General features: G+C 60.4%; 18 protein-coding genes and 1 pseudogene. 10 read left to right on the forward strand and 9 right to left on the reverse strand.

The window, feature by feature from the left end; genetic code table 11:
* A pseudogene (locus tag OZ411_RS14370) lies at positions 1-99 on the reverse strand (antitoxin); the annotation flags it as partial.
* A 249-nt stretch (positions 100-348) separates the two neighbouring features.
* Here OZ411_RS14370 and OZ411_RS14375 point away from each other — a divergent pair.
* Complete coding sequence (locus OZ411_RS14375) at positions 349-549, forward strand: hypothetical protein (RefSeq protein WP_282528476.1); 201 nt, start codon at positions 349-351, stop codon at positions 547-549.
* Between the two features lie 100 nt (positions 550-649).
* Here OZ411_RS14375 and OZ411_RS14380 read toward each other — a convergent pair whose 3' ends face one another.
* Together OZ411_RS14380 and OZ411_RS14385 are read right to left on the reverse strand one after the other, a co-directional pair.
* Complete coding sequence (locus tag OZ411_RS14380) at positions 650-1,414, reverse strand: MBL fold metallo-hydrolase (protein WP_282528477.1); 765 nt, start codon at positions 1,412-1,414, stop codon at positions 650-652.
* A gap of 11 nt (positions 1,415-1,425) precedes the next feature.
* Positions 1,426-1,863, reverse strand: coding sequence for an MSMEG_1061 family FMN-dependent PPOX-type flavoprotein (locus OZ411_RS14385; RefSeq protein ID WP_282528478.1), 438 nt, complete (start codon positions 1,861-1,863; stop codon positions 1,426-1,428).
* Positions 1,864-2,122: 259 nt separating this feature from the next.
* Between OZ411_RS14385 and OZ411_RS14390 the strand changes: the two genes are divergently transcribed.
* Positions 2,123-3,133, forward strand: a complete 1,011-nt coding sequence (locus OZ411_RS14390) for a helix-turn-helix domain-containing protein (RefSeq protein WP_282528479.1) — start codon at positions 2,123-2,125, stop codon at positions 3,131-3,133.
* Between the two features lie 241 nt (positions 3,134-3,374).
* The gene (locus OZ411_RS43365; RefSeq protein WP_349017012.1) at positions 3,375-3,545 is read left to right on the forward strand and encodes a hypothetical protein; all 171 of its coding nucleotides are present in this window, start codon (positions 3,375-3,377) and stop codon (positions 3,543-3,545) included.
* A 1-nt stretch (position 3,546) separates the two neighbouring features.
* Here OZ411_RS43365 and OZ411_RS14395 read toward each other — a convergent pair whose 3' ends face one another.
* From OZ411_RS14395 to OZ411_RS14415, 5 genes are all read right to left on the reverse strand, one after another.
* Positions 3,547-4,932, reverse strand: coding sequence for an MFS transporter (locus OZ411_RS14395; RefSeq protein WP_282528480.1), 1,386 nt, complete (start codon positions 4,930-4,932; stop codon positions 3,547-3,549).
* Positions 4,933-5,215: 283 nt separating this feature from the next.
* Positions 5,216-6,688 carry an amidase gene (locus tag OZ411_RS14400; protein WP_282528481.1) on the reverse strand — a complete coding sequence of 491 codons (1,473 nt, stop codon included), beginning with the start codon at positions 6,686-6,688 and terminating at the stop codon, positions 5,216-5,218.
* Entirely contained in the window at positions 6,685-7,461 is a 777-nt protein-coding gene (locus tag OZ411_RS14405; RefSeq protein WP_282528482.1) for an ABC transporter permease, read from the reverse strand. The genes OZ411_RS14400 and OZ411_RS14405 overlap by 4 nt, the downstream gene beginning before the upstream one ends.
* Before the next feature lie 5 nt (positions 7,462-7,466).
* Positions 7,467-8,276: an ABC transporter ATP-binding protein gene (locus OZ411_RS14410; RefSeq protein ID WP_130225767.1), complete on the reverse strand. Its 810-nt coding sequence runs from the start codon at positions 8,274-8,276 to the stop codon at positions 7,467-7,469.
* Complete coding sequence (locus OZ411_RS14415) at positions 8,273-9,427, reverse strand: ABC transporter substrate-binding protein (protein WP_282528483.1); 1,155 nt, start codon at positions 9,425-9,427, stop codon at positions 8,273-8,275. Before OZ411_RS14415 ends, OZ411_RS14410 begins: the two co-directional genes overlap by 4 nt.
* A gap of 374 nt (positions 9,428-9,801) precedes the next feature.
* On the opposite strand from OZ411_RS14415, the gene OZ411_RS14420 reads away from it, so the two are divergent.
* From OZ411_RS14420 to OZ411_RS14450, 7 genes are read left to right on the forward strand one after another with little or no spacing between them, the layout of a single operon-like run.
* A complete protein-coding gene (locus OZ411_RS14420; protein WP_282528484.1) occupies positions 9,802-10,566 on the forward strand; it encodes an ABC transporter ATP-binding protein in 765 nt (254 codons plus the stop codon).
* 2 nt (positions 10,567-10,568) lie between these two features.
* A complete protein-coding gene (locus OZ411_RS14425) occupies positions 10,569-11,330 on the forward strand; it encodes an ABC transporter permease (RefSeq protein ID WP_282528485.1) in 762 nt (253 codons plus the stop codon).
* Between the two features lie 24 nt (positions 11,331-11,354).
* A complete protein-coding gene (locus OZ411_RS14430) occupies positions 11,355-12,344 on the forward strand; it encodes an ABC transporter substrate-binding protein (protein WP_282528486.1) in 990 nt (329 codons plus the stop codon).
* 14 nt (positions 12,345-12,358) lie between these two features.
* Positions 12,359-13,375: a zinc-binding dehydrogenase gene (locus OZ411_RS14435; protein ID WP_282528487.1), complete on the forward strand. Its 1,017-nt coding sequence runs from the start codon at positions 12,359-12,361 to the stop codon at positions 13,373-13,375.
* Between the two features lie 36 nt (positions 13,376-13,411).
* Positions 13,412-13,834 carry a PaaI family thioesterase gene (locus OZ411_RS14440; RefSeq protein ID WP_282528488.1) on the forward strand — a complete coding sequence of 141 codons (423 nt, stop codon included), beginning with the start codon at positions 13,412-13,414 and terminating at the stop codon, positions 13,832-13,834.
* Positions 13,835-14,626, forward strand: a complete 792-nt coding sequence (locus OZ411_RS14445) for a VOC family protein (protein WP_282528489.1) — start codon at positions 13,835-13,837, stop codon at positions 14,624-14,626. It begins immediately after the preceding gene.
* Entirely contained in the window at positions 14,623-16,128 is a 1,506-nt protein-coding gene (locus tag OZ411_RS14450; protein ID WP_282528490.1) for a class I adenylate-forming enzyme family protein, read from the forward strand. Before OZ411_RS14445 ends, OZ411_RS14450 begins: the two co-directional genes overlap by 4 nt.
* Positions 16,129-16,551: 423 nt before the next feature.
* Here OZ411_RS14450 and OZ411_RS14455 read toward each other — a convergent pair whose 3' ends face one another.
* Positions 16,552-17,760: an LLM class flavin-dependent oxidoreductase gene (locus tag OZ411_RS14455; protein ID WP_349017013.1), complete on the reverse strand. Its 1,209-nt coding sequence runs from the start codon at positions 17,758-17,760 to the stop codon at positions 16,552-16,554.
* Positions 17,761-17,770: the final 10 nt, after the last annotated feature.

Raw genomic sequence — 17,770 nt, forward strand, 5'->3', positions numbered from 1 at the left:
AATATCGATGACCAACTCGGCCCCGAATTCGCTTTGGATGACGACGTCGATGGGCCGCTTGTCCTCGATCACGGGATGCGGCCGGAACAGAAAGTCGCGGTGTGAGAGATCAAGGAATGGAAGCCGCGATTTTCGAACAGTTTCAGGATGTTATCGTCGATCTCGTATCAAGGTGGCCTAGGGAGAAGCTTCGATCATCGTTGAGCCGCATTTATGATGAAGCGACACACATCGTCCGCGACGCCAAGCGCGCCAAACAGAAGGGCGAGCTCAGCACGAACGATGCTGGCCCGACACGGACGCAAACGACGCACCACACTCGCTCATGTCGTCGCGGTGCCGTCTGCAGTGGCCGGCATCGATCTCCTGGCGACCATGGCTGAGCGAATCGGCTTCCGCTTCGCGGCAGTCGCGGGAGTATCGGTCGTTCCTATTCCCTATGGCGCGGAGAGATTTACTATTGACCTTCTCCACACGCGCCGCGCCATGAACGACCCGACGCTGCGCTGGTTCAGCGAACTGGTGAGTCGTGTCTGCAAGAAGCTATGAGATCGATACCCCAAAGTGCAGACCGCACCCGATCTTTCGAGCGCGTGTCAATGATCGATGCAACACCGACGTGGCGAGCCATCAATACCGAGACTAGCAATCATCCGTTCCTGCCGGCGGTCAAAGTCAACTGATCGCCGTCCTGCGGGACCAGCAGCTGCTGCGGTCCAATCTCCTCGTTGCGCGCGTATTTCAGCAGGTCGTCCCGGCTTACCGTCGCATGATCCAGGGCCTCCATATGTGTTGCGATCACCACCGTGTCGGGCGCGAGCCGGCATGTCGCGACTGCTTCCGCGGCATCCATCGTGATGAGATCACCATCCCATTTTGCGCCGCAGGGGTGGATGACGATGATTTCCGGTCGGCTTTCTACGATAGTAGCCTCGACCGCCGGATAAAGCACGGTGTCGCCGGCCCAATACAGTGACGGCTCGTCCTTCGCCGTCATGGTAAAGCCCATCACGGATCCCATCTTCTGCACGACCGGCCCCAAACCATGGCTGCCCTCGCGCCGCTGGAAGTGGATGCCTTGCCAAATAACTGTATCGACGAGAGGTGTGACGTTGTTGAATCCATGGGCCCGGATCTTGTCTTCATCGCCGGGCTGACAAATCAACGGAAGATGTTTTGGCACCAGCTCCTGCGCGATAGGATCGAAATGGTCGGCGTGCAGGTGCGATACAACGACGAGTTCGACCCCATCGAGGATCTCCTCCGGGCTCATCGGCAGGTCGACGAGCGGATTAGGGGCGCGCCCGGTGAAGGAGGGCCGGGAGCCCTTTGGCGCAAAGAATGGATCAATCAGCACCGATCTGCCCAGAATGTCCAGCTTCAGGGTCGCATTGCGCAAGAGCCTGAACTTCATCATCGTCTCCTTTAATAGAGGTTGTTGCGCGCGTCGGCGTCGATGCGAGCCTCGATATCGACGACACTCACGCCTGATGCTCCCGTCTGGTCCGCCAGTATCCGGCCAAGCGTCGGAAACTCCGAGCGGTCGAGGCGATACTCGCCGCTCCACAACCGCGCGCGCTTTAGCGCCTTGCTGCAATGGAGAAATGCCTCCTGAACGGTGACGACGATTGCGAGTTTTGGCACCCTGTCGCGCACCGCCATCGAGTCCAGCAGCGGCTGCGATCGTGTCAGGCGTGCCGTTCCGTTCACGCGGAGCAACTCGTCAATGCCCGGTATGATGAACAACAGACCGATGGAGGAATCAGTGAAGAGGTTTTCGATCGTGTCGAGGCGGTTGTTTCCGGGTCGATCCGGAATGGCCAAATGCTGCGGATCGAGGATGCGGACGAAGCCCGGGCGCATCGCCGCGCGGGCTCACGTCGTGGCCGCGTGCGGGATGGGATGAGCCGACGATCACCAGTGGCGACTTCGCAATGAAACGGCAGCAATGGGCATCGAGCCGATCGAGCTGCTTGGCGCGAACTAGGGCGGAAGGCTGCGCATATGGCGGCCGCAGTTCGTCGGTCCCGGCGAGATAAGTCAGATCTTCAAGCATCGGACGACAGGCTCCTCAAACGCCGAGGAAGCTGTGGCATGTCCGAGCCGTTGACCAGTGGCACGAATGCCGGCTATCGTAAAAATAATGCCAAACCCAGCGACCCGTTCCAGCAGGTCCGATACGTCACGGCGCAAGCAAACCGTGGCCGTGCTCGCCTATGACGGGGTCAACGCCTTCGAGCTTGGCCTGGCAGTCGAGGTCTTCGGCATGGCGACCAACTGGTACCGTGTCGTGATCTGCTCGGAACGGCCGGGACAGCCCTTGAAGGCCAATAACGGTCTCAAGGTCATTGTCGACGGAGGAATCCGGACATTGTTCCGCGCCGACACGATCATCGTGCCGGGCTCGCTCGATATCGTGGACTCCCCACCTCCGGTCTTGCTCGAGGCGCTCAGGCGCGCGCACCGGCGCGGCGCGCGGATGGCCTCGATCTGCGCCGGCGCCTTCATCCTTGCCGCGGCAGGACTCCTCGACGGCCGGCGCGCCACCGCGCATTGGGCGCATACTGAGACCCTTGCACGGAGATATCCGCATATTCAAGTCGACGCCAACGTGCTCTACGTCGAGGACGGCAATGTCATTAGTTCGGCCGGCCGCGCCGCGGGGCTCGACCTATGCCTCCACATCGTGCGCCGGGACTATGGCGCCGAGATCGCCAATCGTGTCGCGCAGCGGCTCGTGATTGCTCCGCACCGCGACGGAGGACAGGCGCAATTCATTCCGCAGCCGGTTCGCAAGGCTGAAGGTGATGTCCTCGCCTCGACATTTGTCTGGGCCCAACGCCATCTCGACCGCGACCTGACCATCGCAAATCTGGCGTCGCGAGCAAGGATGAGCCGTCGCACCTTCATCCGCCGGTTCGAGGACGCCACCGGCATGTCGCCGGGCGAGTGGGTCGTACAGGCGCGCGTGGCCAAAGCACGCGAGCTCCTGGAGGGAACACGGCTCCCGATCGAGACCGTCGCGACGGAGACCGGATTCGGCTCGGCGGATGCGATGAGGCACCATTTCAGGACACGCCTTGGCACCAGCCCCGCGCTCTACCGGGCTGCTTTTCGAGCGCCGGCGCGATAGCGACCAGGCCAGCAGATAAAGTAATTCTACCGAAAGTCATTTCGATGGCAAACGACCGCTTCCGATCGGGCTGAGCAAAAACATCACCCTTGTCCGACGATCAACGCATTTGAGCCATAGAACTAACCGCAGTCCTGCGACGTTGACCGATCAATCATAACGGGGGCGGCACGATGGGTCCGGAGGGTGGCACGCGATTGTCATAGGTAGTGGCGCCCGCGGCGTCCTGCTGGCCTTTCAATTGCTGACGACGTCCCCGTCCAACTTCCGCGCAACGCTGATCGAGAAGCGGCCCGAAATCGTCCGCGGCCAAATCGCGCCGCAAGGATGCATCAAGTGCGCTCATCGGCTCATCGAGCAACAACAATTCCCGCTCGAAAGAGAGTGCGCGCGCCCTCTCTTGGAATGGTGACTTACCTTGTTCGGACGATGCCAATCCAAGCAATAGCGGCGGCGACAACAAGCATAGCTGCTGAAAGCACGGCGGCAGCATGCATCCCTGGCACGATGTGTTCGTTACCACCAGCAATCAGCGCGCCGAAGACGGCCACGCCGATAGCTCCCCCTGCCTGTCGCGCAGAGTTGAGCACCGCGGAAGCCGTGCCGGACCAGCTTTTTTCCACACTGGACAGCATCGCGTTGGTCATCGCTGGGACAGCCAGACCCATACCGGCTGGAATCGCAAGGAACGGTAGCAGCATAGCGAAATAGCTGCTTTGCGAATCGAGTTGCAGCAACAGGGCAAAGCCAGCAGCACAAACAAGCGCACCCAACACCATTGGTCTGCGATCACCATACTGACCAGCCATCCAACCGCTGAACAGATTAGCCACGATAAGGGTAGCCGTAAGTGGTAGGAAAGCAAATCCAGCTCGATCGGCAGTGTAGCCCTGAACGTTTTGCAGATACAGGCTGACAATGAATATCAGACCGTAATAAGTGAAGTTGATGGCAATGCCGAATAGTACGGTCGGACTAAAGTTGGGGCGGCGAAACAAACTTAGAGGCAGCATCGGATAAGCCGCATTACCTTCGATGTACACGAATATCAGTGTGCACAGGACGGCAGATGCCAAACCGCCAAATACCCATGGGTGAAAGAAGCCGAGTGCACCGGATTTGATCACTGACGCGATCAGACAAGTCAGCGCCACAACAGCGAAAATTTGCCCACCTATGTCAAAGTATCGTCGCCGGTCGCGCGGGACTTCCGTGAGACGCGCCGTTGTTGCTACGCCTAGCAGACAAAGTGGTAGGTTAACGAAAAAAATACTGCGCCAGCCCAGCGTACTAAGCAGCAGCCCGCCAACAATGGGGCCACAAGCTACTGAAACTCCGGCGGTTGCGGTCCAGATGCCGACAGCGCGAGCCCGCAACCGTGTATTGTTTGCGCAAGCGTGATTGAGAAGAGCGAGCGAAGGAGGAACCAATATAGCCGCGCCAATGCCATGCATTATGCGGGCCGCAATTAACTGCTGAACCGATTGGACCGCTCCGCAAATAGCCGAAGCCACCGCAAATATGGCAAGGCCAATTAAGTAGGCTCGCCTAGCACCCAGCCAATCGCCAAATGCTCCAGCCGAGAGAAGCAGCACGGCGAATGTCAAAGAATATGCGTCTACTACCCACTGCAAGTTAGAAATGCTCGCATTGAGTTCGATACTCAACTGAGCCAGAGCGACATTGACAATGGATACATCCAATTGCACTACGGCAAAGCCGATGCTGGTGGCTGTGATAACCAAAGCGATGGGTGTGGCCTCGGAGGGAGCAGATTGCTCTCGTTCCCGATAGGGCACGGTAAGTCTCCATGAAGACTAGATTGACTTGCCCTGTCCGACACTTGCCATTGAAGGGCTCGATAGAGCTATTGTCCGTTAGCTGCCGATTCAGAAAAGTTGAGTAGCATGCCGCGTTGTCACCTACAGATCGATGTCGACCATTGAGAGCGCGATCTCTAATAGCCACCTATGAGGCACATCTGGTCTTCGGTGCTGACAGCCTCCTCTCGGATATCTTCGTTAGAGTAAACCGATGTCCACCATGCGCCAGGAGCGTCAAGAAGATCGACTCATCAGGCGACTAGCTGAAAGCCGAAGGAGCGACGAATGGATAAGACCGCTCCAATTCTGAAGCAAAGGCAAGGGTAGTGCGATCGTGCAGATGCGGACCGATGATCTGCACGCCGATCGGCAACCCATTGACCGAATCAATCGGCACTGCTGTTGCTGGCAAAGACGGGAGCGTTGCGAGGCCGGCCCAGAAGAGCTGGTCGTTGTAATCCACGTCGTGACCATTGATCCGCAGCGTGCGTTCCTCGCGCGATTTCGCTTCGTCAATCGGAAATGCTGCGCTGACCGTGGCCGGTGCAATCACCACATCGAACCGTTCGAAGAAGTCAGCCCAATCTCTCTTTAAGTGCGCGCGTCTCTCTTCGGCCAGGAGCCAATCGCGGTGGCGTTGCGCATAGGCCCGAGCCGTCTGCAGGACATAAGGAGTGACGTTTGCTCCCTGCTCCTCGCTGCGGCGTACCGCATCGTCAAATACCGCAACGGGCAGCCGGGCCGTTGCGGAGCCGCGCAACAGCTGCACGTAAGTCGCATGGTATGATGCATGATCGGTGAACGGGAGAGACTCCTCGACGACGCTCGCGCCCTCCTCCCTCAATCGAGCAGCCAGAGCGCGTATCGCCGCACGATAGGGCTCGTCAACCTCCGCAACCGGCGAATTAGTGACGATCGAAATGCGGAAATCCCTCAGTCGGGTCGCCCGCGGCTCTGGCAGATCGAGGCGCCATCCGCTGGCTGCATCGCCTGCCGGTCCCGCCAGAATATTCAGAGCGAGCGAGAGGTCGGCGACCGAACGCGCAAGTGGTCCACTCGTGACAAGATCGTTGCCGATCAGACTGCCTGCGCGCTCGTTGCCGAGATCGGGAACGATTCCAGGCGTCGGCTTATGACCGAACACGCCACAGAAGTGAGCCGGCATGCGGATGGACCCGCCGGCGTCGCTACCAAGTTCAAGCGGCGTCAGTCCGGCAGCAAGTGCAGCACTGGCGCCTCCGGACGAGCCGCCCGGGGTTTTACTGAGATCCCACGGATTGCGCGTGGTACCATAGATTGCATTATAGCTCTGCCAATCGATCAGATTCAGCGGAACGTTCGTCTTGCCGAAGATAATTGCGCCTGCGGACCGCAACCGATCGATAATCACGGCGCTGCGCGGCGCAATGAAATCTCTCAGCGCGGGATCGCCATAGGTCGTCGGCCAACCGGCGATATTGTTACTCTCCTTCACGGTGACAGGTAGCCCATGGAGCGGCCCCCAGGTCTGGCCCTTCGCCGTCGCGGTGTCCGCCTCGTCGGCGCGTGCACGTGCAGCGGCGAGGTCAGTGAAGATGACGGCATTTATCGAGCCATTCACCTTGTCGAGCCGCTCGATATGAAATTCGAGCAGCGCCCTCGCCGAAAACTCCTTGTTTCTTAACCGAGCGAGGAGTTCAGTCGCCGATGCAAAAGCGAGGCGTTTATCGATCTTGCTGGATCGTGACGTCATAGACGCTCCCCGGTTGGCAGATCACTGGGCACATATTCCCAGAATACGACGCGCCTTTGCACCGCCCGAACGGCGAAGCTGCTGAAGACGCCGAAAACGGCAAGGATGAGAACGCCCGCGAACATCGCAGCTACGTTCATGTTCACCGTCGCCGCGCCGATCAGGTAACCAACGCCGCGCTCGGCCGCGACGAACTCGCCGACAACAGCGCCGATCAGTGCCAGCACGATACCGATCTCGAGGCCCGCGAAGATCGCGCCCGCAGCCGCCGGCAGCTTGATATGAAGAAATATCCACCAGGACGGACGTGAGAAGGATCGCGCCATCGCCACCAGCTCCGGATCAGTCCGACGGATGCCGCCAATCGTGTTCACGAGCAGCGGAAAAAAGCAGATCAGAGCGACCAGAACGACCTTCGACGCGAGACCAAAACCGAACCAGACGAGGATCAGCGGCGCGAGTGCGACCTTGGGCGTTGCTTGTATCGCCACAATATAAGGAAAGACGAAGCGCTCGAAGAGTTGGCTTTCGGCCACCAGCACACCCGCTACGATCGCGAGGATCGAGCCAATCGCGTAGCCAATGAGCGTAGCCGAGACGGTGAACACAACATGCGGCCAAAACTCTCCCGAGGCCAGTCCCGACCACAGGGCTTGAGCCACGGCCAAAGGCGCAGGTAACAAATAAGGCGGGAGGCCGCCGGGACCGGTGGCGTAGCTCCATGCTGCGAGAATGAGCGATAGCGTCACCAGTGGCGGCAGCAGCCACTTCAACCACTTCATCGTGCCGTTCCACTATTGCTGGCGACGGCGTCGAACAGACGACGCAGTTCGAGCGCCAATGTGTTGAATGTCCCGCCTCCCATCGTCTCAAGCGTGCGCGGGCGCGGCAGATCGACCTTGATGTCCGCCAAAATGCGCGCCGGGCGCCCGGCGAGCACCACGACGCGGTCGGCCAGGAACAGCGCCTCCGGTATCGAATGTGTGACGAAGATCGCGGTCCGCCGCTCCGTCATCCAGATGCGCTGAAGTTCAAGCGACAGCCGCTCGCGCGTCATCGCATCGAGAGCAGAGAAAGGCTCGTCGAGCAGCAAAAGACGGGGATCATGCAGAAGCATACGCGCTAACCCCACGCGCTGCGCCATGCCGCCGGAGAGTTGATCGGGATAAAGATGTGCGCTTTCGAGCAGCCCCGTCATCTCAAGCAGGCGATCGGCCCGCGCCGCTTCCTCGCTGCTGGCGCCGCGGGCAAAGCCGACGGGCAACAAGACGTTATCGCGCACATTACGCCACGGAAGTAATGTCGGCCGCTGAAACACCATGCCGACATCGCGATGCGGACGACGGACCTCCGTGTTGCCCACCATCACCCGTCCCGCCTGCGCGATTGCAAGTCCAGCGAGAAGCTTCAGGAGCGTCGACTTGCCGCCACCGGAGGGGCCCAGCACGGCAAGGAACTCCCCCGCCTCCGCCGAAAGCGACAAGTCGTCGAGCACCGGAGCGTTCGCGCGCCCCGGATATGAGAAGCGGACGCCGGACAGCGCAACCAGCGCCGGCCGGGACGTCGCCTCAAGTCCAACAGCGGTCATGGCAGCGCGCGAGCGCGGGCGACGAGAGCGTCACGATCAAATTTGACGAAGCCTGGGACCAGTTTGTTGCTGAAATAGGCATCGAGAGGAATGTCTTCGGACGCGAATTCGCCATAGCGATACATCTCGCCGACATAGGTGCGGATGACGTTGAGATCGTAGGCACCCGGCACGCGCGCCTTACCGTCCGAATCGCGTAGCAATGGCTCGACCCATCGCTGCAGCAGGCGGACATTGGCTGCCAGAGCCGCGGCGGCGTCACCCTGCGGCCGCGCCGATGGATTCTTTCGCCAGAATGCCTCGACACAGCCGCGTGGGTTGGTATCGCAAACCACGAGCGCCTTGGTCCAGGCGCGCCCGAAGCGCTCGAGTAGATCCGGATTGTCGTCGAGCGTCGAGCGATGCGCGATATATCCGTTCACTACCGTTTGGCGGAACGCAGGCGGATAAGCGAGCCTGCGCGCGGCCACGCCTTCCTGCTCCAGCAAATCGATCCATGTGCTGTTGAAGTTCAACGCCTGCACGCGGTCTTCGCGCAGCGCGTGAAAGCCGGCGCCAAGAACACCGACTGCAACGATCTGCACGTCCTTGCCCGGCGTCAAGCCTGCCGCACGGAGCAAAGCACGAGTCTGCGGGATCGTCCCCCACGTCAGCGCACCAACACCGATGCTCTTGCCACGCAGGTCGGCGATCGTGCGAATATCAGAGTCTGCCTTGACAGCGAGTTCGAGCGTATTCCTCGGACCAGCATTGTAGAAATACGAGACCGGCAACGGCTCGCTCCCTGGTTTGTGAGCAGAGAGCAGCGTCTCGGGAAGCGGCAGTGCGATCGTAATGTTCTTCTGCAAGAGTTGCGGCAGCAATGCGCCAGCACCGGCGAGCACCACATATTCGACGTCGAGATTTTCATCGCGAAACAATCCGAGTTCATCCGCAATGGATTGCACGCTGCCTTCTGTCACCGTTGGCGGGATGCCGAGACCAACTTTCACGCGGTCGGCCGCCTGTGTCGGCGCCTGCGACGCCTGAACCAGAACTGCTGCTGCGGCGAGCCAAGTGATCGTGAAAAAACGCCGAAAGGAAAATGTGCCCGGCAACCGTTCGCCCTTGAAACAATTTACCACCTTCGGCGTCACTCGAGAGAAAATCATGCCAAATCCTTGATTTACAAAGGCTATTTCGCATGACAAAAGTATCGCGTCAACGCATCGCTTAACGTGCACGACATGGTTTTACGACCACCTGCATGAAAGCCGGTCATTGCGCGATACGAACACTCGTGTTCCGCCGAGCTTCCCTTTCATCCACGGTGCTCCGCAGCGGCCGAAAATCTTTGTCCAGAATATTATCCTCCCACTTGCCTCAGATTGAGAACGAAATCACTCGATAGGTCCAAGAACCGAAAGTATCGTTCTTATTCCATGCGGATCGGCGAGATTACTTTTCGCAACTGCATCTTTTGACTAAGTGTGGCTCACCGCGCCCTCCACTCTCAGGGTTGCGTCATCACCCATTGAGCCATTTGATGAACTTCCACTTGCCTGCGCACGACGTCAAAACGCCCGCTATTGCGTTGAATGGCATCGAGAAAAGCTTCGACGCGCTCAAGGTCCTCGAAAACATTTCGCTCGTGGTCTCTCCAGGCGAAGTCGTGGCACTGATCGGAACGTCGGGCTGCGGCAAGAGCACATTGCTGAACATCATCGCGGACCTCCTGCAGCCGGACCGCGGCGAGATCAGCGTGAATGGCGCCGTCAACAATCTGCGAAGCGACCGCGATCGCATCGCCTACATGTTCCAAGAAGATCGTCTGCTGCCCTGGCGAAGCATCCGCGCCAATGTCGCATTCGGCCTCGAGGCGCAGCACATGGACAGATCGACGCGGCGCGCGAAGGCGGAGGCCATGCTGGCACACGTCGGTCTGTCCGATTTTGCAAAATCGTGGCCGCACCAGCTCTCCGGCGGAATGCGCAGCAGGGTTGCGCTTGCGCGCAGCCTCGTCGTTGAGCCGCGCATCCTGCTGATGGACGAGCCATTTTCCAAGCTCGATCCACAGACGCGCAGCCAGATGCATGGCGAGGTCATCCGCCTGCAAAAGATTCACGGCATTACGATTCTGTTCGTCACCCATGACATTGAAGAAGCCGTGGTGCTGGCGGATCGCATCGTCATGATGAGTCCGCGGCCGGGCCGCATCCGCAGCATCAAGACGCTGGACCTACCGCGTCCACGTATCCCAACCGACCCCGTCGTGAGCGAGCAGATCCGCCAGTTGCGGATCGAGGCATAGATATGTCTTCGTTGACACGCTTCACTGGCGTATTTCTGCAGCGTTGCCTGTTGTTCGGCGCTATCGCTTTGCTGTGGTGGTATGCCGCAAGCCAGGTGCCGTCGTTTGTCTTGCCGGGACCAGCCAAGGTCCTCGGTGCCATCGGCGATCTCCTGCAAAGCACGACGTTTCGCCACGATGTCGGCGCTACCATGAGCCGCGTCTTCAGCGGCTTCGCGATCGCTGCCGTCACCGGCACACTGGCCGGCCTCATCCTCGGCTCCAATCGCACTCTCGCGACCTTCTTCGAGCCGATCCTCGCCATTCTCAACACCGTCTCGTCGGCCATCTGGGCGATCTTCGCGATCATCTGGTTCGGCATATCGGACGCCACGACCATCTTCGTCGTATTCATGACGGCCTTTCCACTGATCCTCACCAATGTCTGGCAGGGAACGCTGATGGTCGACCGGCAATATGTCGACCTGGCACGATCGTTCCGAATGTCGCGGCCGCAAATTCTTTTCAAGGTCTACCTGCCGAGCATTCTCCCTCATTTCTTCTCGGGTGCGCGCCTCGCCTTCGGTTTCGGATGGCGGGTGTCGCTGGTCGCCGAGACATTGGGATCGTCAGACGGCATCGGCTATCGCCTGCGCCAAGCCGCCGATCTCGTGCAGAGCGACAAGGTGTTCGCCTGGACGCTGTTGCTGGTCGCGTTGATGCTGGCGCTCGAAGCCGGCCTGCTCAAACCGCTGGAACGCGCACTATTCCGATGGAAATCTTGATCCCTGAGGCATGAGGCTCTCTCCATGAAGCTCCGAAAATTCCTGCTTGCCGCTGCGGCTGTCGTGGCTGTCGCCGCCGCAATGCCGGCTGAGGCCGGCCAAAAGGTTCGCATCGGCTATTGGACCAGTGGTGTAAGCCTCGGGTTTGGTTCAGTGCTGCAGTCCAAGGATTTCCTCAATCAGCGCGGCATCGATGCGGAATTCGTCCACTTTCCGGACGTGAATGCGCCGTTGCGCGCGCTCGCATCCGGCTCGATCGATCTGGCCTTCGGTGCCCCGCTCGCTGGTGTCTTCAGCACCGCCGCGGAAGGCGTGCCCATCAAGATCTTCACGGCGACACAGCCCGCCGACGTCCAGGTCGTGGTGCCCAGCGACTCGCCGATCAAGTCGATCTCCGAATTGAAAGGTAAGAAGATCGGCATGTCGCCCGCGGGCTCGTCGGTTGCCGTCATCGCCGGCACGGTTCTGTCGGGCAATTACGGCATCAAGAGCGAGGACTTCACTTTGGTCGGCGGCAACGAGTCCCGCCTCGTTCAATTCCTCGCCCAGAAGCAGGTCGACGCCGCGGCGCTTCGTTCGGTGACAGTCGCGCAGATCGACGGCGAATTGAAGGTGAGGAAGCTCGGCAGCTTCGTCGATGAATGGCGCAAACTCACAAAGTCTGACGCCCTGCCCTACAACGGCGTCGGCGCAGTGAGCACGGCGCTGATCACCAGCCAACCTGACACGGTCGCCAATGTCATTGCCGCCCTGCGCGATACGCTGGCGTGGGGCGCGGCGCACAAAGACGAGGTTGTCACCATTCTGGAGAAGAGCGCCAACCTGCCCACCAAGGACGCCCGCGTCTATGTCGAGAACTGGGACGCCATGTACCGCGTTGCGTTCGAGCCCTCGGACATCGCCAGCCTGAAGCGCCAGCACGAAGTGCTCGCCGCCGGCGGCTTCATCAAAGGTGAACTCAACGACGACCTGTTCGTTACCGGGCCTTACGAACGCTCCAAGGCCCTCAAGTAAGGATATCGCATCTCATGACCAGCACGATGAAAGCCCTAGTGCTCCGCGCCCATGGTGACCTCGATCAATTGCAGATCGTCACGGACAAGCCTGTTCCGCAGTCGACTGCAGGTCATGTCGTCATTCGCGTTGGCGCCTCCTCGTTCAACTATCACGACGTCTTCACAGTGCGCGGCATGCCCGGCATCAAAGTTCCGCTTCCCGTGGTGATCGGCCTCGATCTCGCCGGCACGATCAGTGCGATCGGTAACGACGTCACCGGCTGGAAGGTCGGCGACCGCGTGCTGGTCAATCCGCTTAAGCCCGGAGTCGGGTTGATGGGCGAGATGACCGACGGCGGCATGGCTGAATATGTCGCTGCGGATGCGCGCCAACTGATCCGCCTGCCCGATGCCGTAACCTTCGAGCAGGCGGCCTCGCTTCCCGTCGCCTATGGCACGGCGCATCGCATGCTGATCACACATCGCACGATAAAGGCCGGCGACAAAGTCCTGATCCTCGGCGCGAGCGGCGGTGTCGGCACCGCCAGCATCATCCTGGCCAAGCTGCTCGGAGCTGAGGTCATCGCTTGCGCCGGCAGCGACGAGAAATGCGCGCGACTGAAGGCGCTCGGCGCCGATCACGTCGTCAACTACCAGACCACGGATTTCTCGAAATGGGCGATCGCGCGATACGGTAAGCCGGAGCGGCGGACGCATGAAGGCGGTGTCGATGTCGTGATCAACTTCACCGGCGGCGATACCTGGCTGCCGTCGCTGCGTTGTCTCAAGCGCGGCGGCACCTTGCTGGTTTGCGGCGCCACTGCTGGATACGACCCCAAGGAGGATCTCCGCTACGTCTGGAGCTTCGAGCTTAACATCCGCGGCTCCAACAGCTTTTACGAGGAAGACCTCACGGCACTGCTCGATCTGATCGCAGCGGGCAAAATCGATCCGTTGATCGATCGCGCCGTGCCTCTGGATCAGGCCGTCGAAGGCCTGGCCCAAATCCGAGACCGCACGGTGCTCGGCAAGGTCGTCGTCACGCCGTAACCGGCTTTGTCTCCCCCCTCGAAAGATTCATATCCGATGGCCAACAACAATTCCCCTTCGATCGATGACATCCGGGTGCGCTTGCTCAAGGCGCCCTATCACCAATGGCTCGGGCTCGACGTGACGTCGGTCGGCGACGGCGAAATCGAACTTACCGCCAAATGGCGCGAAGAATGGGTCGTAAACGTCGAAGGCGGCTACACGCATGGCGGCATTCTTGCAACGCTCGTCGATCTCACCGCCGACTGGGCACTGGTGTCAAGCAACGGGCGCGGTGTGCCGACCATCGACCTGCGCGTGGACTATCACAGCCCGGCCAGAGGCGACCTGCGTGCGGTCGGCAAGGCGATCAAGCTCGGCAAGCAGTTCTCGGTCGCCGAAGCCAAGATCTACGATGCCGCCGGCAAGCTCGTCGCGAGCGGCCGGGGTGTCTATCTGACGCCACAGCAGGATCGTTAGATGAGCATCCAGCTCGATCACATAGTGATCAACACGCAGTTCGAAACGGACACAGCCGCGCGGCTGTTCGAAGGCCTCGGCTTTCAGCTTACGCCTCGCGGCTTCCATCCGACGCTCGGCTCTATCAATCACCTCATGGTCTTCGAGCATGCCTATCTCGAATTGATCGGACTTCCCCGCGGCGGCGACAAGGTACGCCAGGAACTGATCGACAGCCCGATCGGCCTCAATGGGCTCGTCTTTGCCAGCAAGGATGCCGGCGCAACACGCGATGCTGTCGTAAAGGCGGGCTTCGACGCGCAACCAGTGCAGAACTTTGCGCGCCCGCTGACCATTGAGGGACAGGAGTACGAGGCACGGTTTTCTGCCGTACGGCTGGCGCTGGATTCGTTCGCGGCCGGGCGCGTCTATTTTTGCCAGCATCACACGCCTGAACTGATTTGGCGAAAGAACTGGCTCGATCATCCCAATGCTGTCACCGGGATCGTCGAGCTGACCGTCGCCAGCACCGATCCGGGAGCCACACGGGAGCGGTTCGATCGTCTCGGCGCCATCGACGGAGATTTTGCACTCACGGTAGCCGATACCGCCACCCTCGCCGCCAGATTCGGAGAGCTTTCCCAAGTCGGCGCAGAGCGGATCGAGCGCTTCGCCGCCGTGACATTGCGAAGCTCCGATCCGCAGATCGTTGCCGCCCGCGCGGCGTCCCTCGGATTGCCACACGATTCGACGAGCCAACGCACGGTGGTTGCGCTGCCGGCTTTCGGGGCGCTGATCGAGGTCGTCGCATGACTACGGTAAGCAATCTCGGCAAGATAATCGATCCTGCGGCCGACAGGAACCGGCTGGCCTTCATAGGCATCGACGCTAAGCTTGCGGAAACACGTTGCACCTTCGGCGAATTGGATGACCTCGCCGATGCCGTGGCGAGGGGCCTGCACAAGCGCGGCTACAGCCAGGGTGATCGTATCGCAATTCTTGCCGCGAACTCCGTCGAGTTCATCGCCGTAGTGCTCGGCATCATGCGCGCCGGGCTGGTCGCCGTTCCCATCAACTATCGCTTTCCGAAAGAGTTGATTGACTATGTTGCCAACGACAGCAACGCGCGCCTGCTATTTTGCGACGAACAGCGGCTTGCGTTGGCTCCACAAGGCATCGCGCATACCTTGCTTTCACGGAGCGGATTGAACAGTTTGGCGGACGCCGCCGATCCCAGCGCTTTCGAACCATTTGCGCCAAGCGCCGACGAACCGGCGCTCATTCTCTACACATCCGGATCGACCGGCCGGCCCAAGGGCGTCGTCCTCAGTCATGCGGCGCACCTCTGGGTGGCACGAACGCGGCGGGAAACGGAACCGCTGGCAGACGAACGTGTGCTGATCGCCGCGCCGCTTTACCACATGAATGCGCTGGCGCTGTCCTTTCTGGCGCTGGCATCGCACGCCACGACCGTGCTGCTGTGGCAATTTTCGGCTGTCCCCTATATCCGGGCGATCGATCGCTATCGTTGCACCTGGCTCACAGCGGTACCGCCCATGATCGCGATGATGCTGCGCGAGCGGGACGCGCTGGCATCTGCGGATCTGTCGTCGGTACGGGTGATCAGAATGGGCTCCGCGCCCGTGAGCAAGAGTCTGCTCAAGCAGGTTCACCGCATGCTTCCAAACGCGCGAGTCATGAATGCCTATGGCACAACCGAGGCCGGACCGATCGTCTTCGCCGGCCACCCGGACGGCAGACCCACGCCTCCTCTCACATTGGGCTACGCCCATCCGAAAGTGCAATTGCGTTTGCGCGACGAGAGCGGACGGGAGAGCAAGGAAGGTGTTTTGGAGATCAAAAGTCCAGCCTTGATGAATCGATATCACAACCGCCCCGAACTCGGCACGGTCTTCACGCCGGATGGCTACTACGTCACCGGCGATGTGTTCCGTCTTGACGATGACGGCTTCTACGCTTTTGTCGGACGACGCGACGACATGTTCGTCTGTGGAGGCGAGAACATCTATCCTGGCGAAGTCGAAGCCATGCTCGAGCGGCACCCTGCTGTGGCGCAGGCCTGCGTTGTCCCGGTCGACGACGACATCAAAGGTCAGAAGCCCGTCGCCTTTGTCGCTCTTCGCGCACACGCTTCCGCGACCGAGGACGAAATCAAGAAATTCGCCCTCGAACACGCCGCAGCTTTCCAGCATCCGCGCCGCATCTGGTTTGTCGATAGCATGCCGCTTGCGAGCACACAGAAGATCGATCGGTCTTTGCTCAAATCGGAAGCTGCGGCGCGCGTTCGAGGTTGATCTGCGCAAACGCGCGCGTATCGTCGAAGCGATTACAGCATGTACTCGGGGTTCGCCTTTCGGAGCAACCTGTCTTCAGATGAGGGGTTTTCAACCTTCGCCCAAGACAGGAGTATCCCCATGACGGACGAGTGAAGCAAATCGGTCGAGTTCAAGGCGTTGTCGACCGCCTCGCAATCGTCCTATCGCCAGTGTATCTCCTCCATCCTCTACCGGCCGTATGCGCGCGAGGCCGCTGCGAAGATCGTGCGGAGATCCGCGCCGCCAAACTGCTCGGCGTGGCCGAGCAAGCGTGGGCCTCACAGCCCCTTCTTGTCCTCGGGGAGCACGCAACTAAGTGGCCAGTCACGTGTAAGACGGACGCAGTGACCTCTCCTTTTAAATTCAGGAAAAGGGACAATTTGGGCGGTCTCCAGATCTGGCTCATGTAGGCTTTGGCCGGACACCGGCTTGATGCAGCAAGGGCAGAACCTGACTGCCGAAGAACTCCAAATCTTCACGAAAGTCGTAGAAGGAGATTTGCATTCCGTCGCAGCCGGCGCGATTTAGGGCGATCAGCCAATCGGCTACCTGCTGCGGGCTGCCGATGAGATGGACGTTGCCGCCGAGGATGCGGTCCCGTGGGACATGGTTTTTCCATGCCGCGGCGTCCCCACTTTTGAAATGGTTGGCGTAGCCCGCGGCGGCTTCCATGTCGGCAAGATCGATAATCCGGTCATAGTAGGCCCGCGCCTCAGCCTCTGTCGACCGGCAGACGATCATCGGGTTGATGATGGTTCGTATCTGGCGGCCATAGCCGCGCGCCTTCGCTTTCAGGCTTGCCGTATGCTCCGGCAGAACCTCCAGGGCACGATTGATGTTGGCCCCTCCGGGGCTGGTGATGAACACAAGGTCGGAGTGGCGTGCCGCGAACGAGAACCCGGCAGGCGAGCCGGTCGCATTGACGAGAATGGGGCGGCCGTATCTTGGCTTGGGCCGCACGAATGCTTCCTCGAGCTGCCAGAACCGCCCGCGATGCGTGAGGTTCTGCTCGGACCGCCAGAGCGACTTCAAGATGGCGACGAATTCGCCGGCCATGTCGTAGCGCAGATCGTGGTCCAGGCGCCGCATGCCGAACATAAGGGGCTCGGCCGGATTGAAGCCCGTCACCACGTTGATGCCGAAGCGTCCTTTGGAGATGTGATCGGCCGTCGCAGCGAAGCGCGCAAGATGCATCGGGTGCCATGGCCCGTACAGCACATGGATAGTCGATAGGAGCAGCAGCCGCTTGGTTATGGCCGCAAGCGCCGTGACCGTGATGAACGGATCGATCGAATCTTCGCGAAAACGGATGGCGCCGCCATAGCCACCCGCCCTCACCCATTCTGCCAGGCCAAAGACGAGGTCGAAGCCGAGCGCTTCGGCCCGCAGGGCCAATGCCGCGTTGTATTCGAAATCCCATGATGTCGACCGGGGAGCTGCCGACGCCGACCAGCCTCCGCTCTGCGTAGGCAGGAACAGGCCGAGAATCATCGGCTGGCGCAACACGCGCGCCAGCGGGCTGTCCTCGACATCAGCGGGAGACGCGGGCTCCGCGAGAAGCGGCTCGGAGCTCATCGCGCAATCCCCCACGACCGGGCGCGCTTGCCGCAACCTGCCCGCA

The sequence above is a fragment of the Bradyrhizobium sp. Arg237L genome, from assembly GCF_029990105.1.
Lineage (GTDB): Bacteria > Pseudomonadota > Alphaproteobacteria > Rhizobiales > Xanthobacteraceae > Bradyrhizobium.